The following is a 16,963-nucleotide window of genomic DNA, read 5'->3' on the forward strand; positions in this document are numbered from 1 at the left end:
CCCCGCACCCAGGGACGCCCTCGTCGCACCTTCAGGCCAGCGCGCCGTGAATGCCACATTGAGGGACTCTGATTCCCTCAATGTGGCATTCACGGACTTCGACCCCGAAAACGCTGGCCACATCGCAGCAAACGCGGTATAATACGAACGTGGCCATGCGCCACCTTACTTTTCCCTTTTCAGATTAACCCGGGTAATTCGCACCATGGGGCGGAATTCGCGGCCCTTGTGGGCACAAGCTTGGCTAAGCCGGAAATCTTTGCTCATAATCGCCGCATGGCTCCCACTTACGTATTGGTGCACGGATCCGCCGGTAGCGCACAGAGCTGGACGGCGCTCCAGCAGGAAATGGCCCTGCGCGGCCATCGGACGATCGCGGTCGATCTTCCGGGACGCGGCGCGGGATTCTCCCGCGCCTATCACGAGCAGGACCTGGAGACGTTCGCGAAAGAGCCGTCGCCGATCGCCGGCGTCACGGCGGCGGACATGATCGGGCACGTGCTGGACGTGGTCCGCCGCGTCCACGAATACGGGCCGGTCGTACTGGTGGCACACAGTTTCGGCGGGCTCATCACGACCGGCGTGGCCAACGCGGCTCCCGAATTACTCGGCAGGCTCGTCTACATCGCCGCGCAGTGTCCTGTCGATCGGGCGCCCGGCGAATACCCGCGGCTCCCGGAGTGGGCCGACAGCGCGCTGTTCCCCGCCACCGCTCCGCTGCTCGCCGGGGACCCGGCCGTGATCGGCTGCCTCCGGCTGAACTGGCGTGGCGCCGATCGGGCGCAGGTCACCGCGCTGCGCGAGGCGATCACCGGCGAACTCACCGACGAGGGCTTCCTCCGCGCCCTCGCCGCCATGCAGCCGGACGAAGTGTTGTGGCTGGACGATCCGGAATGGGATCACCGCGCGGACAAGGACACCTGGGGCCGCGTCCCGCACACGTACATCCGGCTCACCGAGGACAGGGCCATGCCGCCGGCCGCACAGGACCTCTACATCAAGGAGGCCGACGCGCTCACCCCGGAAAACCCGTTCGAGGTGCACTCCCTGGCGAGCAGCCACGGCGGCTTTCTCCGGCAGGCAGGCGAAGCCGCGGACATCCTCGCCCGGCTCGGCTGACCCTCGCGGCGACGGAAATCCCGGCCGGGCCGCACCGTCCCGGCTAGGATTTCCGTACCGCCGCGAGAAAGGACCTTGATGCCCCGCCTGCCCGGATTCGCCGTCACCGACCATGTATTCGACGTCCCGCTGGATCACGGCGACCCGTCCGGACCGTCGATCGAGGTGTTCGCACGGGAGCTGGCCGATCCGGCACGGGTCGGCGACAGGCTTCCGTGGCTTCTCTTCCTGCAGGGCGGCCCCGGCGGCAAATCGCCACGCCCGGTGCGCAAGGGCGGCTGGATCGAACACGCATTGCGCACACACCGCGTACTGCTGCTGGATCAACGGGGCACCGGCCGCAGCACCCCGGTCACGAGCCGGACGGCCGCGCGGATGGACGCGACGACGCTCGCGGCGTACCTCCGGCATTTCCGGGCCGACGCCATCGTGGCCGACTGCGAGCTGATCCGGGCCCGGCTGTGCGGCGACGAACCGTGGGAAACCCTGGGCCAGAGCTACGGCGGCTTCCTCACGCTCAGCTATTTGTCGCTCGCACCAGAAGGACTGCGTGCCTGCCACATCACCGGCGGGCTCCCCGGGATCACGGCGACCGCCGACGAGGTCTACGCCCGCCTCTACCCCCGGGTCCGCGCCAAGACGGCCGAGTTCTACGCGCGGTACCCGAAAGACCGCGAAACGATGCGACGCCTGGCCGACCACCTCGCTACGCACGACGTCCGGCTGCCGGACGGTGATCGGCTGACGCCGCGGCGGCTCCGGCTGCTCGGCTTCCGCTTCGGGATGTCCGACGCCTTCGAACACACGCATTGGCTGCTCGACGAGGCCTTCGACGGTACCGAGGTCTCGGACACGTTCCTGCTGGCGGCCCTGAACGCCACCGGGTTCGCCGACCGTCCGCTGTATGCGGTACTCCAGGAATGCATCTACGGCCAGGGCACGACTCCGACAGCCTGGGCGGCGCACCGCGCGATGGCGGCGTTGCCGGAGTTCGCCGAGGACGCCGATCCGCTGCTGTTCACCGGGGAGATGGTGTACCCGTGGATGTTCGAGGACATCCGCGCGCTGCGGCCCTTCGCCGGTGCCGCCGAGATTCTGTCCACAGTGGACGACTGGCCCATGTTCTACGACCCGGCGAAACTGGCTGCCAACACCGTGCCGGTCGCCGCTCTCGTGTACCACGACGACATGTACGTCGACGCCGGCCTCTCGCTCGCGACCGCGGCATCGGTGGGCAACCTGCGGACATGGGTCACGAACGAGGCCGAGCACGACGGAATCCACACCGACGGTGAAAAGTTCCTGACCCGGCTCATGGACATGACGACGAGCCGGGTCTGACGTCTACTGTGGACGCCGGAGCCGGTTCACAGAGTGAATCCCCTCGGGAACGGATCATCGGGATCGAGCAGATACTGCCCCATCCCGGTGATCCACGCACTGCCGGTGACGGTGGGCACGACCGCTGGTAAGCCGCCGACCGACGTCTCTTCGACAAGCCTGCCGATGAACCGGGTCCCGAGCAGCGATTCGTTGACGAAGTCCTGTTCCAGAGGCAGTTCGCCGCGTGCGTGCAGCTGTGCCATTCGCGCGGAAGTCCCGGTACCGCAAGGAGAACGGTCGAACCAGCCGGGATGGATGGCCATCGCGTTGCGCGCGTCGCTCCCGTCGGCGCCGGGGGCGACGAACTGGACGTGCTTGCAGCCGCCGATGCCGACGTCGGCCGGATGCACCGGCCGGTTCTCCTTGTTGATCGCGTCCATGATGGACAGTCCGGCACCGAGCATCCGGTCCTTTTCGGACTTGTCGAACGGGATGCCGAGCTCGGCGAGCGGCAGGATGGCGTAGAAGTTCCCGCCGTACGCCATGTCGTAACGGATTCTGCCGAGCCCTGGAACGTCCACTTCGGCGTCGAGCTGGTACGAGAACGACGGCACGTTCCGGATCGTGACCGCCTTGGCCCGCCCGTCGGAGACTGCCACCTCGGCGACGACGAGCCCGGCGGGGGTGTCGAGCCGGACCCGCGTCACCGGCTCGGTCACCGTGACCATCCCGGTCTCCACCAGGACCGTGGCGACGCCGATGGTGCCGTGACCGCACATCGGCAGGCAGCCGGACACCTCGATGTAGAGGACTCCCCAGTCCGCGTCCGCCCGCGTCGGCGGCTGCAGGATCGCGCCGCTCATCGCCGCGTGGCCGCGCGGCTCGTTCATCAGCAGCTCGCGCAGGTGGTCGAGGTGCGCCATGAAGTGCTCGCGCCGCTCCGCCATCGTGGCGCCGGGGATCACCCCGACACCGCCGGTGACGACCCGCGTCGGCATGCCCTCGGTGTGTGAGTCGACCGCGCTGAAGTACCGCGAAGCCCGCATGTCAGGCCGCCACCGGGTGCGCGCGCAGGAAGTCGACGGCACGCCGCATGTCGGCGTCGAGCAACGCCAGTTGTTCGACGGGCAACGGACCGCGCGGCGGGCGGCACGGCCCGCCGAAACGACCGACCAGCTCCATACCGCGTTTGATCGCCTGGACGAATTCGGTGCGGGAATCCCAGCGGAACGCGGCGACCAGCGGTTCGTACAGTGCCCGCGCCTCGGCCAGTTTTCCCTGTCGCGCCAAGGAAAACAGGTGCGCGGACTCGGCGGGGAACACGTTGGGGAAACCGGCGAACCAGCCGGTGGCGCCCATCAGCACGGCCTCCAGCGCGACGTCGTCCGCACCGGCCACAATGGTCAGTCCGGGTGCGCGTTCCTTGATCTCCAGCACGCGCCGGACATCGCCGGAGAACTCCTTGACCGCGACGACGTTGTCCAGCTGCGCGATCTCCGCGAGCACGGCGGGCGTGAGGTCGACCTTGGTGTCGATCGGGTTGTTGTAGACCATCACCGGCAGCCCGACGCTCGCCACCTGCTCGTAGTGGTGCAGCACCTCGCCCTTGTTCGCGCGGTACATCGTCGGCGGCAGGCACAGCACGCCGTGCGCGCCGTCTTCGGCGGCCTTCTCCGCCCATTCCCTTGCCTGGTGCGCGCCGACGCCATGGACGCCGACGACCACGATGCCGTCGTCGCCCGCCGCCTCGATCGCGGTGCGCGCCACCCGGCGACGTTCTTCCTCGGTCAGCGACGAATACTCGCCGAGCGAACCGTTCGGCCCGATACCGCGGCAGCCGTTCTCGAGGAGCCACCGGCAGTGTTCGGCGTAACGGTCGTAGTCCACGCGGAGCCCAGCCGGAGCCGTCGCGTCCTCGGCGTAGGGCAGCGCGGTGGCGACGATAACCCCGTCGAGTTTCTCCTGCGTCATGCCTTTCCCTCCCATGGTGATTCCACTTCGGACAGTTCACCGAGCCGGATCGGCGCGGCGATCGGACGCCGGGCGAACCCGTCGGGCGACGTCCCGGTCAGCTCCGCGACGTTCCGGCCGCAGATCCGGCCCTGGCACAGGCCGAGTCCGGCGCGGCTGACGAGTTTCAGCGAGCGGACACCGAGCGCGTCACGCCGTTCGACGCTGTCTAACAGCTCACGCCGGGAGACTTCCTCGCAGCGGCAGACGAGCGTGTCGTCGTCCAGCCACGTCCGCCATCCGTTGCGGACGGGATAGGCGCGGGCGAGCCCCTCCGCGAAGGTCCGGCCCTCCTTGACCTGGCGCAAAGCTCGGTGCGGTACCTCCACGGAAGCGCCAAGAGATTGCGCCGCCGCGATTCCTGCGACAGTCCCTTCGGCCGCGGCGAGGTCCGCGCCGCCGATGCCGGTCAGCTCCCCCGCCGCGAACACCCCGGGGACGGACGTCGCCTGCGCGGCGTTCACCATGACGAACCCGCCGTCCAAGGCACAACCCGCCGACACGGCGAGTTCGAGCTGGGGCAAGAACCCGAAACCGACACACACGGCGTCGACCGCGAACCGGCGCTCGCTGCCGCTGCGCACACGCCACTCGTGGTCGAGGCGCGCGGTGGTGACCGCTTCGACCCGGTCACGGCCGTGCGCCGCGATCACCGTGGTCCGTGATCGGTACGGCACCCGGTGCCTGCCCAGCATCCGTACGTAACCGGCGAGTTCGGCGGCCTTGCGGTGACCGGCGAACAACGCCGCGGGCTCGCGCAGCCAGCCCATCCCGGAGCTGTTCGCCTCCAGCACACCGACGAGCTGCGCGCCGACGTCGAGCAGCGAATCCGCTACAGGCAACAGAAACGGCCCGGTTCCGGCCAGCAGCACTCGCTTCCCGACGGCGACTCGCTGCCCCTTCGCCAGCGCCTGCGCGGCACCGGCGGTGTAGACGCCGGGAAGTTCCCAGCCGGGGAAAGGCAACGCACGGTCGTAAGCGCCAGTGGCCAGTACGAGGGCCGTCGTGTCGACACTGCGGGCAATCCTTTGTGGACCGTCCGCCTGGCCGGTACGCAGGTGCAGCCGATGCCCGCGTTCGAGGGGCTCGAGCCCGGCCACCGCGGTCCCGGCCAGGTGCTCCACATTGTGGTGTAGTACGAACTTCTCCGTATCCTGCAAGGAATCCTGCCGATGGAACTGCCCGCCGAGCCGGGCCGCGGAGTCGATCAGCACGACCCGGCAGCCCGCACTCGCGGCCGCTTCGGCGGCGGCCGTCCCGGCGGGGCCGGCACCCACGACCACCACGGCGCTCATGACGGCAGCTCCGCGCCGTGTTGCGTGCGGACATCGTCGCCGTCGGCCAGCAGCCGCTGGCACGCGCGGACGTCCGGGATCCCGTTGACCACCACGAGACAGTCGAAGCAGACGCCGATCCCGCAGAAGACGCCCCGGGGTTTGCCGCCGTTTCGCGTACTCCGCCAGGACGTCCGGCCGAGACCGAGGAGCAGTCCGGCCACCGTCTGCCCCGGTTTCGCGTCGACCGTCTGCCCGTCGACCTCGACCCTCACGCCCGCACCTCCTCGACAACCGCCGTCCGGCCGACCCGGAACGGCGTGGCGTCCATTGTGGACTCACGGCCGGTGAAGAGCTCGGCCACCAGCTGACCGGTCGCGGCCGCGAGCCCGATGCCCGCGCCCTCGTGCCCGGTGACGTGCCAGAGGCCGGGCAGTCGCGGATCCTCGCCGATGACCGGGAGGTGGTCGGGCGCATAGGGCCGGAATCCGCCGTAAGCCCGCATGACCGGGACGTTCGCCAGCACCGGGAACAACGCGGCGGCCTTGCGCGCCAGCTCGCGCAGCACATCGAACCGGACCGTCTCGTCGAAACCCGCGCGCTGGCGGCTCGATCCGATGAGGACGGTCCCCGCCCGGGTCGATTCGACCACTGTGGACGTTTGGAGGTCGGCGTCGCCGCTGGCCACCGCTCCGACGTAGTCCGCGTCGTACACCTTGTGCCGTATGGTGCCCGGCGGCAGCGGCGCCGTCACCAGCACCATGCCCCGCCGGGGCAGGACGGCGATCGGCGCGCCGCACTCCTTCGCGAAGGCGCCCGCCCACGGGCCGCAGGCGTTCACCACCGCGGCGCACGCGATGGTGCCGTGGCTGGTCCGGATCGCCCGTACGGCACCGGTTCCGGTGCGGAGAACGCCGAGTGCTTCGACGCCGGAGCGGACCTGCCCGCCGCGGGCTTTCACGGCAGCGAGCAGGGTGGTCGCGGCCAGGACGGGCTGGAGCTGGGCGTCCTCGGGGTAGTGGATCGCGGCGGTGAGGGTCCTGGTGAGCCGGGGTTCGAGGCTCGCGGCATCGTCGAGCCCGATCGGCTCGGCCCGTACCCCGGCCTCCCGCTGGGCGGCCGCGAACTCCCGCAGCGGCGGCACGGAGTCGTCGGTGGTGGCGACGACGAGGCCGCCCTTCGGCTCCCATTCCACCTCGGCGAGTTCGTGCCCGAGCTCCTCGCGCAGTTCCGCGAGAAGTTCGGGCCATCGTCGGCGGGAGGCCTGTGCCAGCCGCAGTTCCGGGCCGGGTTCCTTGTCGGACACCAGAACGTTGCCCTCGCCCGCCGCCGTGGTCCCGCTCGCGAGCGCGTCACGGTCGAGCACGACGACCCGCAGTCCTGCCCGGCTCAGCGCCTCCGCGCACGCGGCACCGACGACACCCGCTCCGGCCACCACGACGTCAGGGTGCCCCATTCACTCACCACCGTTCATTGAAATGAACGATTGGGAGGTTAGGCGGCCCGGCGTCCCCCGGTCAACCCTCGCCGGGCGCGGGGACCGGCCGCGCACACGATCCGCCGAGCGTCGGCGGCCCGGCGTCGGCCGGATACTCCAGCAGCAGCACGGACACCACCGGGCCGTCGATGGTCTCGTAGATGTGCGGCCCCCGGGCCGGAAAGCAGACGTAGTCGCCGGGCCCCAGCTCGAACGGCGAGTCGGGGGGACCTACCCGCAGCCGCCCGGAGGTGACCACGACATGCTCGTTGCCGGGATGGCCGGCCGAATGCTGCACCTCGCCCGGCCGGACTCGCTGGTCGTACAGCTCGAACACGGTGTCGGTCACGTCCATCCGCCGCAGCATCCGCAGATCGACCGCGTTGCTGCTGAGCACGTCGAGACCCGCCGAACGCACCAGCACGACGTCGGGATCGACCCGCTCGGTGAGCAGCGACGAGACCGGCACCTCCAGAGCGTTCGACAAACTGAACACTGTCTCGATGGTGGGATTCCCGCCGCCGGACTCCAGCTGCGACAACGTCCCCTTCGCGATCCCCGACCGCCGCGCCAGCTCCGAAAGGGACAGCCCGGCCTGCGCACGCAACACCCTCAGGTTCGCGGCCAGCACCTGACCAGCCTGTTCCCGGACCACGCGCACTCCTCCCGTCGCTGACGCGAGGCTACCCCGGGACTGGGACGCGGCCGTGCCGAAGGACGCCTTCGGTGCACTCGCCGTGCTGGAGGGCGCTTTCAGTGCACCGAGCGCGCTGAAGGACGCCTTCAGTGCATCGCGGCAGGGCGCTTCGTACCTCCTCGCGGGCGCCCGGGGGCCCACCTCGCCTGCCCCTCACGTCCTGAACGACGCGTCCGCGACGTTCAACGTCCCGAACGACCCGTTCGCGACACGACCGTCGCGAATGGACCGATCACCACCATCCGATGCGCCGAGGGACGCCCTTGGTGCACTGAATGCGACGAGGGCGCCCCTCGGTGCGGTGGACGCACCCAGGGCGTCCCTCGGTATGGGACCGCCGCGAACTCAGCCGCCGAGACGCCGCAGATCCGTCAGCAGCTCGTCCGGCGCGCTGAGGTCGGCCAGCACCTCGGCCTCCACTTCGCCGATCCTCGCCGCGATCCGCCGATGGGTCGCGCGCCCGCGGGCGCTGAGGTGGACCAGGACCCGCCGCCGGTCGCCCGCGTCCACCTCGCGATAGGCCTGGGCGGTCCCCACCAGGCGGTCCACCACCCTGGTCAGGGTCGGGCCGGTGGTCAGCGTGCGGTCGGCGAGGTCGGTCATGGCCAGTCCGCCGCGCCCGGTCAGCGCGTCGAGCGCCAGCCATTGGTCCAGTGTCAGTCCTTCGGCGGCGAGCACCTGCTCGACCCTGGCCGTCACGGCCCGCGCCGCCCGGATCAGCGCGCCGGTGAGCGGCGTACCGGACGCGGACACCGCCGGAAGCCGCGTGCCGCGTGACCCCATGTCGCCCGTCCTCCGCCCCTCCGGCCGCGGAACTTGCCAAAACAGGGCCACCGCGACAATACTTCCAGGTGAAAGCAACCTGACCTTACCGGGCAACCGCACGGAGCGCCATGCCCAACCGCCTCGCCACGCGGAACCGCGACGACACCTGGCGCGTCGCCATGGTGGTCCCGCTGCAGGGTCCCGCCGGGCTGTTCGGTCCGTCCTGCGAGGCGATCACCGACCTGGCCGTGCACGAGCTCAACGAGTCCGGCGGCATCCTCGGCAGACAGGTCGAGGCCGAGATCGTCGACGGCGGCGCGTCGCCCGATCAGGTGGCCGCGGATCTGCGCGTGCTCGTCGAGGACGGCCGGGCGGACGCGGTCAGTGGCTGGCACATCTCCTCGGTCCGGCACGCGCTCGCCCCGGTCGTGGCCGATCGGGTTCCTTACGTGTACACGTCACTGTACGAAGGCGGCGAGCGGCGCGCGGGCATCTTCTGCTCCGGCGAGACGCCGCGATGTCAGATCGAGCCCGCCCTGCGCTGGCTGCGGGATCAGCTCGGGATGCGCCGCTGGTTCGTCGTCGGTGACGACTACGTGTGGCCGCGCCGGTCGGCGAAGGCGGTCCACCACTACGCACGCGAACTGGGCCTGCGGATCACCGGCGAGGCGTTCGTCGGGCTCGGCTCCGGCGATATGTCCACAGTGGTCCGTTCCATCGAATCGTCCACATGCGACGGTGTGCTCATGCTGCTGGTCGGCCAGGACGCGGTGCGGTTCAACCGCAGTTTCGCCGCCCACGGGCTCTCCGACCGGCTGATCCGGTTCAGCCCGCTGATGGAGGAGAACATGTTGCTGGCCAGCGGCGCGCACGCGACCGGCAACCTGTACGTGTCCGCGGCCTACTTCCGGTCGATGGTCACCGCCGACGCGATGGACCTGCTCGGCCGGTACGTCGAACGGCACGGCGCCGGCGCGCCCGCGCTGAACAACGCGGCCGAGTCCTGCTACGAGGGACTGCACACGCTGGCGGAACTGGTGCGGCGAGCGGGAACTCCCGACCTGCCCGCGCTCAACGCCGCGATCGACGGAGTCGCCTACCACGGCCCGCGCGGCACGATCGAGTTCCGCGGTCAGCAGGCCGACCAGCACGTCCACCTCGCCGTGGCCGACGGCTACGACTTCGAGGTTCTCACCCGGCTGTAAGGCCCACCCGGCTTGACGTGCTCGATGCCACCGCTTACTTTCATCTGAAATTATTCCACGTGATGCGCATTACGCGGAGGTGAGCATGGGCAACGTCGGCCTGCTCTACGTCGGTGCCGTACTCCTGATCAACGGCCTGATGCTGCTCGGCCGGGTCCCGGCGCGGGCGGCCGCGCCGCTGAACCTGTTCGTCGGCGGGCTGCAGTGCGTCACCCCGACGGTGCTGATCATCCAGGCGGGCGGGCAGCAGAACGCGATCCTCGCCGCGTCCGGCCTATACCTGTTCGGCTTCACCTACCTGTACGTCGGCATCGCGAACCTCGCCGGGCTACCGCCCGAGGGCATCGGCTGGTTCTCGCTGTTCGTGGCGGGCGCCGCGGTGGTGTACGCCGGGATTTCCTTCTGGCACGACCACGATCCGGTGTTCGGGGTGATCTGGCTGGCCTGGGCGCTGCTGTGGACGTTGTTCTTCCTGGTGCTCGGGCTCGGCATGGACCGGCTGACCCGGTTCACCGGCTGGACCGTCGTCCTGTTCAGCCAGCCGACCTGTTCGGTGCCCGCGTTCCTCGGCCTGACCGGCGGCTACTCCACCGGCGCGGGTGCCGGATTGCTCGCCGCCGCCGTCGCCGTGGTGCTGCTGGTGGCCGCCGCGGTGCTAAGCGCACGCACGCCCGCCGCCGAACCCGCTGTCTCGACGACCTGAAAACCCGTCCCGGAGAAGAGGAGTCCTCATGCGACACGGTGACATTTCCGCCAGCCCCGACACGGTCGGCGTCGCGGTGGTCAACTACAAGATGCCGCGCCTGCACACCAAGGCGGAAGTGCTCGACAACGCCCGCAAGATCGCCGAAATGGTGGTGGGCATGAAGTCCGGGCTGCCGGGCATGGACCTCGTCGTGTTCCCGGAGTACTCGACGCAGGGCATCATGTACGACCAGGACGAGATGTACGCGACCGCGGCCACCGTTCCCGGCGAGGAGACCGACATCTTCGCCGCGGCCTGTCGCGAGGCCGGTACCTGGGGCGTCTTCTCCATCACCGGCGAACAGCACGAGGACCACCCGAACAAGCCGCCCTACAACACCCTCGTGCTGATCAACGACCGCGGCGACATCGTGCAGAAGTACCGCAAGATCCTGCCGTGGTGCCCGATCGAGGGCTGGTACCCCGGCGACTCGACCTACGTCACCGCCGGCCCGAAGGGTATGAAGATCTCGCTGATCATCTGCGACGACGGGAACTACCCGGAGATCTGGCGGGACTGCGCGATGAAGGGCGCCGAACTGATCGTGCGCTGCCAGGGCTACATGTACCCGGCCAAGGACCAGCAGGTGATCATGGCCAAGTCGATGGCCTGGGCCAACAACTGTTACGTGGCCGTCGCCAACGCCGCCGGCTTCGACGGCGTCTATTCCTACTTCGGGCATTCGTCGATCATCGGATTCGACGGGCGCACACTCGGCGAAACCGGCGAAGAGGAATACGGCATCCAGTACGCGCAACTGTCGTTGTCGGCGATCCGCGACGCCCGCGAGCACGACCAGTCGCAGAACCACCTTTTCAAGCTCCTGCACCGGGGTTACTCCGGTGTCCACGCTGCGGGCGACGGCGACAAGGGCGTCGCGGATTGCCCGTTCGAGTTCTACAAACTCTGGGTCACCGACGCGCAGAAAGCGCAGGAGAACGTGGAAACGATCACCCGTGACACAGTCGGCGTGGCCGACTGCCGCGTCGGCACACTGCCGGTCGAGCAGACCAAGCAGGCGTAGGGAACGGGAATGCCGTACCTGACCGACATGTTCCACGACCAGAACCGGCGCGGGCCCGAACAGTCCGAAAACGACACTGACGGCGCTGCCGGCTCGGTGAAGCGCCCGCCCGGTTCCTTCGACCCGGCCGCGGCGGCCGAAAAGCTGCGTGGCCGGGTACTCGGCCAGGACACGGCGGTGGACGCGGTGGTCCGGGCGCTGACGCTGGCCAAGGCCGGCGCGCAGGACCCGGACCGCCCGCCCGCCAACCTGTTGCTGATCGGCCCCACCGGCGTCGGCAAGACCGAGCTGGTCCGCCAGGTGGCCGCGCTGCTGCGGTCGGGACCGGACGATCTGTGCCGGGTGGACATGAACTCGTTGGCACAGGAGCACTACGCCGCGTCATTCAGTGGTGCGCCGCCGGGCTACGCGGGCGCGAAGGAGGCGTACAGCCTCTTCGATCGGTCCACAGTGGAGGGTGACCCGTACACCCCGGGGATCGTGCTGTTCGACGAGGTCGAGAAGGCACATCCAACGGTGTTGCGGGCCCTGCTGCAGGTGCTGGACACCGGGATACTGCGGCTTGCGAACGGGCAGGAGAAGATCTCCTTCCGCAACTGCTTCGTGTTCCTCACCTCCAACCTCGGCTCGGCCGAACTGGCCAGACGTCGCGCGGCGCCGTGGCGGCGCGCGGCGGACCGGCTGGGGCTCGGGATCGGCGCGCTGCCCGCAGAGACGGTCGTCGACCGCGCGCTGCGGGACTTCTTCGACCCGGAGTTCCTGAACCGGATCGACGAGACCGTGGTGTTCGGGGAGATCGACCGGCCGACGGCGCGCCGGATCGCGGCACTGGAGATCGAGCTGCTGAGCCGTCGCCTGCGACGACGGGGAATACACCTGGACGTCACCGACGACGTCGTGGATCTGTTGGGAGAGAAGGGATTCGACCCGGTTTACGGCGCACGCGGGTTGCGGCGCGCGCTGCGTACGCTCGTCGCTTCCCCCGTGGCCGGGGAGGTGCTGAAGCACTCCCCCGGCCAGGGCTCCCCTCTTTCCATCGCCGTGCGGGTTTCCGGCGGGGTGGTGACCACCCACGCCGCTCCGCACGACGAGTCCTGAACCCGTCCCGGTGGTTCAGCCGATGTTGATGTCACCGTGGTGGACACCGGTCTGGATGACGGAACGGGCGTTGCCGTTGACGGTATTGGTGGTGTGTATCTCCGGCACCGGCGGCGCGGCGGGCGGCCCCGACGGCCCACCGCGCCCGGGAGGATCCTTCCCGTCGTCTTCGAGATCCGCCGCCACGGCGACCGCGAAGGCCGCCGCGTTCCTGGCCGCGACCTGTTGCCAGCCCTCGCCGTCGGTCTGGTCCTTCGCGCCGCCCGCGAGATCACTGATCCCCCGGACGGTGATCGACGGGACACGGTCGTTGAGGTGACCGGCGACGGCGAATCCGGCGCTCTCCATCTCGATGGCGACCGCGTCGTTGTAGGTCCGGCGAAGCTGGTGCGCCAGATCCGAAACCCGTGAGTTGAGCACGACGTCCCCCGCCGCGACCGGCTCGAAGTGCACCACCGGCACGGCGGACGGGGCCGCCGAAGGCATCGGCCGGTACCAGCCGGAGGAGCGGGCCAGCCACCGCGCGGTCTGTTCCGCCCGGTGCGAGGTCTCCCACGCGCGCGGCCTGGCGAGGAATTCCGCGTCCTCGCTGCGGCCGCCGTGGTAGCCGTACACCCGGGTGGCCACCACGACGTCGCCGAGCCGGAGCCAGTCGCGCAGGCCACCGGCCACCCCGACGAACATCAGCATCGACGGGTCGAACTCCGCGATCGCGCGCTCGGTCAGCGCCGCCGCGGTGATGTTGCCCATCCCGGTCGCCGCCAGCGCGACCCGGCGGCCCGGCCGCGCGGCCAGCGTGCCGACGTCGAAGAGCGTCCCGGCCCGGTGGCGGTGCCGTTCGACGCCGGTCAGGTGCGCGCGGACCGCGGCGTGTTCGATCTCCAGTGCGGTCAGGATGACAATCATGTGATCCCTCGCTCCGAGGCGCAAATTGTGAAAAGCAAGGTGCAAGGCTAGACCAAACGTCCCATTTTCGTCAACAAGACGATTACTGCCACCGTTACACTGTGCGACGTGGACACCCGTTCGTCCGCACCCCACGCCGTCACCGCGAACGTGGCACGAAGGTGCGGAAAATGACCGACGACGCCTGGACGATCCCCGAGATCGCGGTCGCCGTCGACCTCGCCGTGCTCACGGTGCACGCCGGCGCACTGCAGATCATGTTGGTACGCCGGGGAATTCCACCCTACGAAGGCATGCTCGCGCTGCCCGGCGGGTTCCTGGCTTCGAAGACCGAAGACCTCGACACCGCCGCCGCCCGCGAGCTGGCCGAGGAGACCGGGCTCGGCACCGACGACCTGCATCTCGAGCAGCTGGCCACCTACGGCGCGCCGGACCGGGATCCACGGCGTCGCGTCGTCACCGTCTGCTATCTCGCGTTCTCCCCGAACCTGCCGTCGCCCACCGCGGGCGGCGATGCCCGCGAGGCGATCCTGCTGCCGGTGGACGAGGTGCTCCACCCCCGGACCGCGGTCGCGTTCGACCACAGGAAGATCATCGCCGACGCGGTCGAACGGGCGCGGAGCAAGCTCGAGTACACGACGCTCGCGGCCGCGTTCTGCCCACCCGAATTCACCATGACCGATCTGCGCCAGGTGTACGAGATCGTCTGGGGCACCAGTCTCGACCCCCGCAACTTCCACCGGAAGATCACCGGCGTCACCGGATTCCTGATCCCCACCGGCGAGCGCGTCGCCCGTCAGGTCGGCCGCCCCGCGGCACTCTACCGGCGCGGACCCGCCGCCCTGCTGCACCCGGCGATGCTGCGCACGCGGTGACCGACGACTTATCGTCATGTTGACACTAAGCGTGGCGTCGGGTTACCGTTGCGCCATCGCCAATTGTCGCTGTGACATAAACGAGGGGGAGCGATGAGAATCCAGTGCACGATCGGGCGAGCGGTCCGGACGATGGCGCTCGCGTTCGCCGCCGGAGCCGTGCTGGGCGGCATCGCGGCCGGGTGCGCGGAGCAGGAACTCGGCCGGACCGTCCACGCGGCGGGGTATCAGGAATCGTCGCGGGGCAGCATCATCGGCGGCATCAGCGTCGACGCCGTTCCCGCGCGGTAGAGGGCCGCCGGCCTGCCGTTGGGCGTCGACCGTTTCGTGCCGAGCGCGACGACGAACCCGTCGGCGTCGGTGACCTTGCGGTGGAAGTTGGGCTTGTCCAGCTCGACGCCCCACACCGTCTCGTAGACCGCGCGCAGGTCGCTGATGGTGAACTCCGGGCCGCAGAACGCGGTCGCCACCGTGGTGAACTGGAGTTTCGCCTTGGCGAGATCGATCGCGTCCCGCAGGATCCGGTCGTGGTCGAAGGCCAGCCGGGTCCGCCGCGCCTCGGTGACCGGTACCCACCCGGCCAGCCGGGCGTCCGACCCCGCCGTCGGCCGGGGCAGATCGGGGGCGATGGCCAGGTACGCGCACGTGATCACCCGTGGTTCCCGCGGATCGCGGTCCGGCGCGGAGTAGACGCCGATCTGGTCGAGATGCAGGGCGGAGGCGTCCATCCCGGTCTCTTCCGCCAGCTCCCTCGCCGCCGTCTCGTCCAGGCTCTCCGCCCCACGCAGGAACCCGCCCGGCAACGCGAGCCGTCCGGCGAACGGCTCGACACCACGCTCCACCAGCAGCACCTGCAACCGGGCGTCCCGGATCGTCAGAATCACCAGATCCGCGGTGACGGTGACCTTCAGGTGCGCACGGCTGCGGGACATCCCGCGAGCCTAGCCCTTTTGTCACCTCGACAGAAAGGCGGTGCGGCCGCGGGCAGGGTCAGCCATCCGGCCGAGGGAACCGGGCCGGACGACCGATGCCGCCCCGCTGTTCCGCCGCTTGACTGGGAACATGAGCACGAGGAACACGAAGCTTCGCCGGGTCGCAACCGTCATGATCGCCGGTGGCGCGGCCGCGCTGAGCGTGACCACCTTGGCGGGCTGCGCGCTTTCCGAGGCCGTCACCGAAGCGTCGAACGGGCACGTCAAATCGGTGGACTACGCGACCGGTGCGGCGGGCAAGGCCGACGCGAACGTCAAGCTGCCGGACTGGGTGCCGGACACCGCGAAGTCGGTCACCGAGGTCATCCGGACCACCGGCTCCGAACGACTGCTGCGCTTCACCCTCGACGACCCGGCCTCGCTCAGCACCTGCGCGCCGGGTAAGCCGGACGCCAAACCGGCGACGCTGACCGCCGACTGGTGGCCGAGCGGGCAGGAGGGCAGGACCGACCGCGTCTGCGCCACGGCCTGGCACGTGCTCGTCCAGGGAAACACCGTATACGCGTACGCGCCGGAAACCATTCCGCAGAACCCCAAGAACTGACCGAGCGGCGACGCTTTCCCGATGCGGATGCCCCACCGTCCTATCCGGACAGTGGGGCATCCTGCCGTCCGCGGGTCAGGAGCCGTAGACCTCGGCCAGCGCCGCGCCGAACACCTTGGCCGAGTCCTCGGGCAGGTTCTCGACCTGGCGCAGGTGCTCGGTGATGACCTGGCGTGCCTGGTTTTTCCCGACACCTTCGATCTTGATGCCCTCGATGAGGTCGGCCAGCGCCGGGGCGCCCGTCTTGATCAGCAGCGCGATCGGCTTGAGCACGGCCTGGGTGATGGTGCCGCCGATGCCGACCCCGGGGATCGCCGCGACGAGGTTCCCGATCGTCTCCAGCACGTCCGCGGCGATCGGGCCGCCGACCCGCAGTGCCTGGACGATGATCGGCTGTGCGAACTTCAGCAGTTCCTTCAGCCCGCCGATGATGTCGATACCGCCGTCCTCGGCCAGCGCCGCCTTGACCGGGGCGAGCTGCCGCGCGGTGTCCGCGTCGCCCGCGGCGATCAGCGCGTCGACGTTCTTCGTGGTGACCACTTCCTGCAGCGCGGCACGGACGGTTTCCTGCTGCGCGGGCGCGAGAACGGCGGGCGTGTTTTCCGGACCGGTCGCGGCCGTGGCGACGGGGGTGATCCCGAGGGACACGATTCCCGCGGTGAGCACGACGGCGATCGGCCGGGAGTACTGGGAGAGCGCCATGGTTTTCCCATTTCGATTCGGGGATGGGATGACCCGGAAAAGGCTATGAACGAACGACTTTCGCGGTCAAGTGACCCAGCACACCATCGACGTCCGCACTATTCACTGTGAAATTCTCGAATGCGCTGCCGGGTTGGGGGGAGTCAAAAGGGGCGGGGGCCCGGCGCGGGCTGGCGCCCAGCCCGCACACAAACAAAAAAATCACCC

The 16,963-nt window shown here is 69.6% G+C and carries 19 protein-coding genes; 9 read left to right on the forward strand and 10 right to left on the reverse strand.

The features are described from left to right. Positions 1–276 precede the first annotated feature (276 nt). Both ACFWY9_RS40510 and ACFWY9_RS40515 read left to right on the forward strand, forming a co-directional pair. Positions 277–1,119, forward strand: a complete 843-nt coding sequence (locus ACFWY9_RS40510; protein WP_378341376.1) for an alpha/beta fold hydrolase — start codon at positions 277–279, stop codon at positions 1,117–1,119. A 78-nt stretch (positions 1,120–1,197) separates the two neighbouring features. Next, positions 1,198–2,460, forward strand: a complete 1,263-nt coding sequence (locus tag ACFWY9_RS40515; RefSeq protein WP_378341377.1) for an alpha/beta fold hydrolase — start codon at positions 1,198–1,200, stop codon at positions 2,458–2,460. Between the two features lie 26 nt (positions 2,461–2,486). Here the strand turns inward: ACFWY9_RS40515 and ACFWY9_RS40520 are convergent, their stop codons facing one another. The 7 genes from ACFWY9_RS40520 to ACFWY9_RS40550 all read right to left on the reverse strand — a co-directional run bounded on the left by ACFWY9_RS40520 (position 2,487) and on the right by ACFWY9_RS40550 (position 8,683). Beyond that, a complete protein-coding gene (locus ACFWY9_RS40520; RefSeq protein WP_378341378.1) occupies positions 2,487–3,488 on the reverse strand; it encodes a proline racemase family protein in 1,002 nt (333 codons plus the stop codon). 1 nt (position 3,489) lies between these two features. Next, entirely contained in the window at positions 3,490–4,413 is a 924-nt protein-coding gene (locus tag ACFWY9_RS40525; RefSeq protein ID WP_378341379.1) for a dihydrodipicolinate synthase family protein, read from the reverse strand. Beyond that, the gene (locus ACFWY9_RS40530; RefSeq protein ID WP_378341380.1) at positions 4,410–5,747 is read right to left on the reverse strand and encodes an NAD(P)/FAD-dependent oxidoreductase; all 1,338 of its coding nucleotides are present in this window, start codon (positions 5,745–5,747) and stop codon (positions 4,410–4,412) included. Before ACFWY9_RS40530 ends, ACFWY9_RS40525 begins: the two co-directional genes overlap by 4 nt. Further along, positions 5,744–6,001 (reverse strand): (2Fe-2S)-binding protein, encoded by a 258-nt coding sequence (locus ACFWY9_RS40535; protein ID WP_378330265.1) that lies wholly within the window; start codon positions 5,999–6,001, stop codon positions 5,744–5,746. The genes ACFWY9_RS40530 and ACFWY9_RS40535 overlap by 4 nt, the downstream gene beginning before the upstream one ends. After that, a complete protein-coding gene (locus ACFWY9_RS40540) occupies positions 5,998–7,182 on the reverse strand; it encodes an NAD(P)/FAD-dependent oxidoreductase (RefSeq protein ID WP_378341381.1) in 1,185 nt (394 codons plus the stop codon). The genes ACFWY9_RS40535 and ACFWY9_RS40540 overlap by 4 nt, the downstream gene beginning before the upstream one ends. A gap of 61 nt (positions 7,183–7,243) precedes the next feature. Further along, on the reverse strand, positions 7,244–7,858 hold the full coding sequence (locus ACFWY9_RS40545) for a helix-turn-helix domain-containing protein (RefSeq protein ID WP_378330267.1): 615 nt from the start codon (positions 7,856–7,858) through the stop codon (positions 7,244–7,246). A 387-nt stretch (positions 7,859–8,245) separates the two neighbouring features. Then, on the reverse strand, positions 8,246–8,683 hold the full coding sequence (locus tag ACFWY9_RS40550; protein ID WP_378330268.1) for a MarR family transcriptional regulator: 438 nt from the start codon (positions 8,681–8,683) through the stop codon (positions 8,246–8,248). A 110-nt stretch (positions 8,684–8,793) separates the two neighbouring features. Between ACFWY9_RS40550 and ACFWY9_RS40555 the strand changes: the two genes are divergently transcribed. The 4 genes from ACFWY9_RS40555 to ACFWY9_RS40570 all read left to right on the forward strand — a co-directional run bounded on the left by ACFWY9_RS40555 (position 8,794) and on the right by ACFWY9_RS40570 (position 12,737). Next, complete coding sequence (locus ACFWY9_RS40555; RefSeq protein WP_378341382.1) at positions 8,794–9,870, forward strand: substrate-binding domain-containing protein; 1,077 nt, start codon at positions 8,794–8,796, stop codon at positions 9,868–9,870. An 85-nt stretch (positions 9,871–9,955) separates the two neighbouring features. Next, complete coding sequence (locus tag ACFWY9_RS40560; protein ID WP_378341383.1) at positions 9,956–10,573, forward strand: AmiS/UreI family transporter; 618 nt, start codon at positions 9,956–9,958, stop codon at positions 10,571–10,573. Positions 10,574–10,601: 28 nt separating this feature from the next. Further along, entirely contained in the window at positions 10,602–11,639 is a 1,038-nt protein-coding gene (locus ACFWY9_RS40565) for an aliphatic amidase (protein WP_378330271.1), read from the forward strand. 9 nt (positions 11,640–11,648) lie between these two features. Next, positions 11,649–12,737, forward strand: coding sequence for an AAA family ATPase (locus tag ACFWY9_RS40570; protein ID WP_378341384.1), 1,089 nt, complete (start codon positions 11,649–11,651; stop codon positions 12,735–12,737). Positions 12,738–12,752: 15 nt separating this feature from the next. On the opposite strand, the gene ACFWY9_RS40575 is transcribed toward ACFWY9_RS40570, so the two are convergent. Then, a complete protein-coding gene (locus tag ACFWY9_RS40575) occupies positions 12,753–13,643 on the reverse strand; it encodes a hypothetical protein (protein WP_378341385.1) in 891 nt (296 codons plus the stop codon). Positions 13,644–13,813: 170 nt separating this feature from the next. On the opposite strand from ACFWY9_RS40575, the gene ACFWY9_RS40580 reads away from it, so the two are divergent. After that, positions 13,814–14,518 carry an NUDIX domain-containing protein gene (locus ACFWY9_RS40580; RefSeq protein ID WP_378330274.1) on the forward strand — a complete coding sequence of 235 codons (705 nt, stop codon included), beginning with the start codon at positions 13,814–13,816 and terminating at the stop codon, positions 14,516–14,518. 93 nt (positions 14,519–14,611) lie between these two features. Beyond that, positions 14,612–14,809: a hypothetical protein gene (locus ACFWY9_RS40585; RefSeq protein ID WP_378330275.1), complete on the forward strand. Its 198-nt coding sequence runs from the start codon at positions 14,612–14,614 to the stop codon at positions 14,807–14,809. Here ACFWY9_RS40585 and ACFWY9_RS40590 read toward each other — a convergent pair. After that, positions 14,746–15,450, reverse strand: coding sequence for an NUDIX domain-containing protein (locus tag ACFWY9_RS40590; RefSeq protein ID WP_378330276.1), 705 nt, complete (start codon positions 15,448–15,450; stop codon positions 14,746–14,748). The two genes, ACFWY9_RS40585 and ACFWY9_RS40590, sit on opposite strands and share 64 nt — an antisense overlap. A gap of 130 nt (positions 15,451–15,580) precedes the next feature. Here ACFWY9_RS40590 and ACFWY9_RS40595 point away from each other — a divergent pair, with 130 nt between their 5' ends. After that, positions 15,581–16,054: a hypothetical protein gene (locus ACFWY9_RS40595; protein ID WP_378341386.1), complete on the forward strand. Its 474-nt coding sequence runs from the start codon at positions 15,581–15,583 to the stop codon at positions 16,052–16,054. Between the two features lie 75 nt (positions 16,055–16,129). On the opposite strand, the gene ACFWY9_RS40600 is transcribed toward ACFWY9_RS40595, so the two are convergent. After that, on the reverse strand, positions 16,130–16,756 hold the full coding sequence (locus ACFWY9_RS40600; protein ID WP_378341387.1) for a hypothetical protein: 627 nt from the start codon (positions 16,754–16,756) through the stop codon (positions 16,130–16,132). Positions 16,757–16,963: the final 207 nt, after the last annotated feature.

This window comes from Amycolatopsis sp. NPDC059027 (assembly GCF_042739735.1).
Taxonomy (GTDB): domain Bacteria; phylum Actinomycetota; class Actinomycetes; order Mycobacteriales; family Pseudonocardiaceae; genus Amycolatopsis.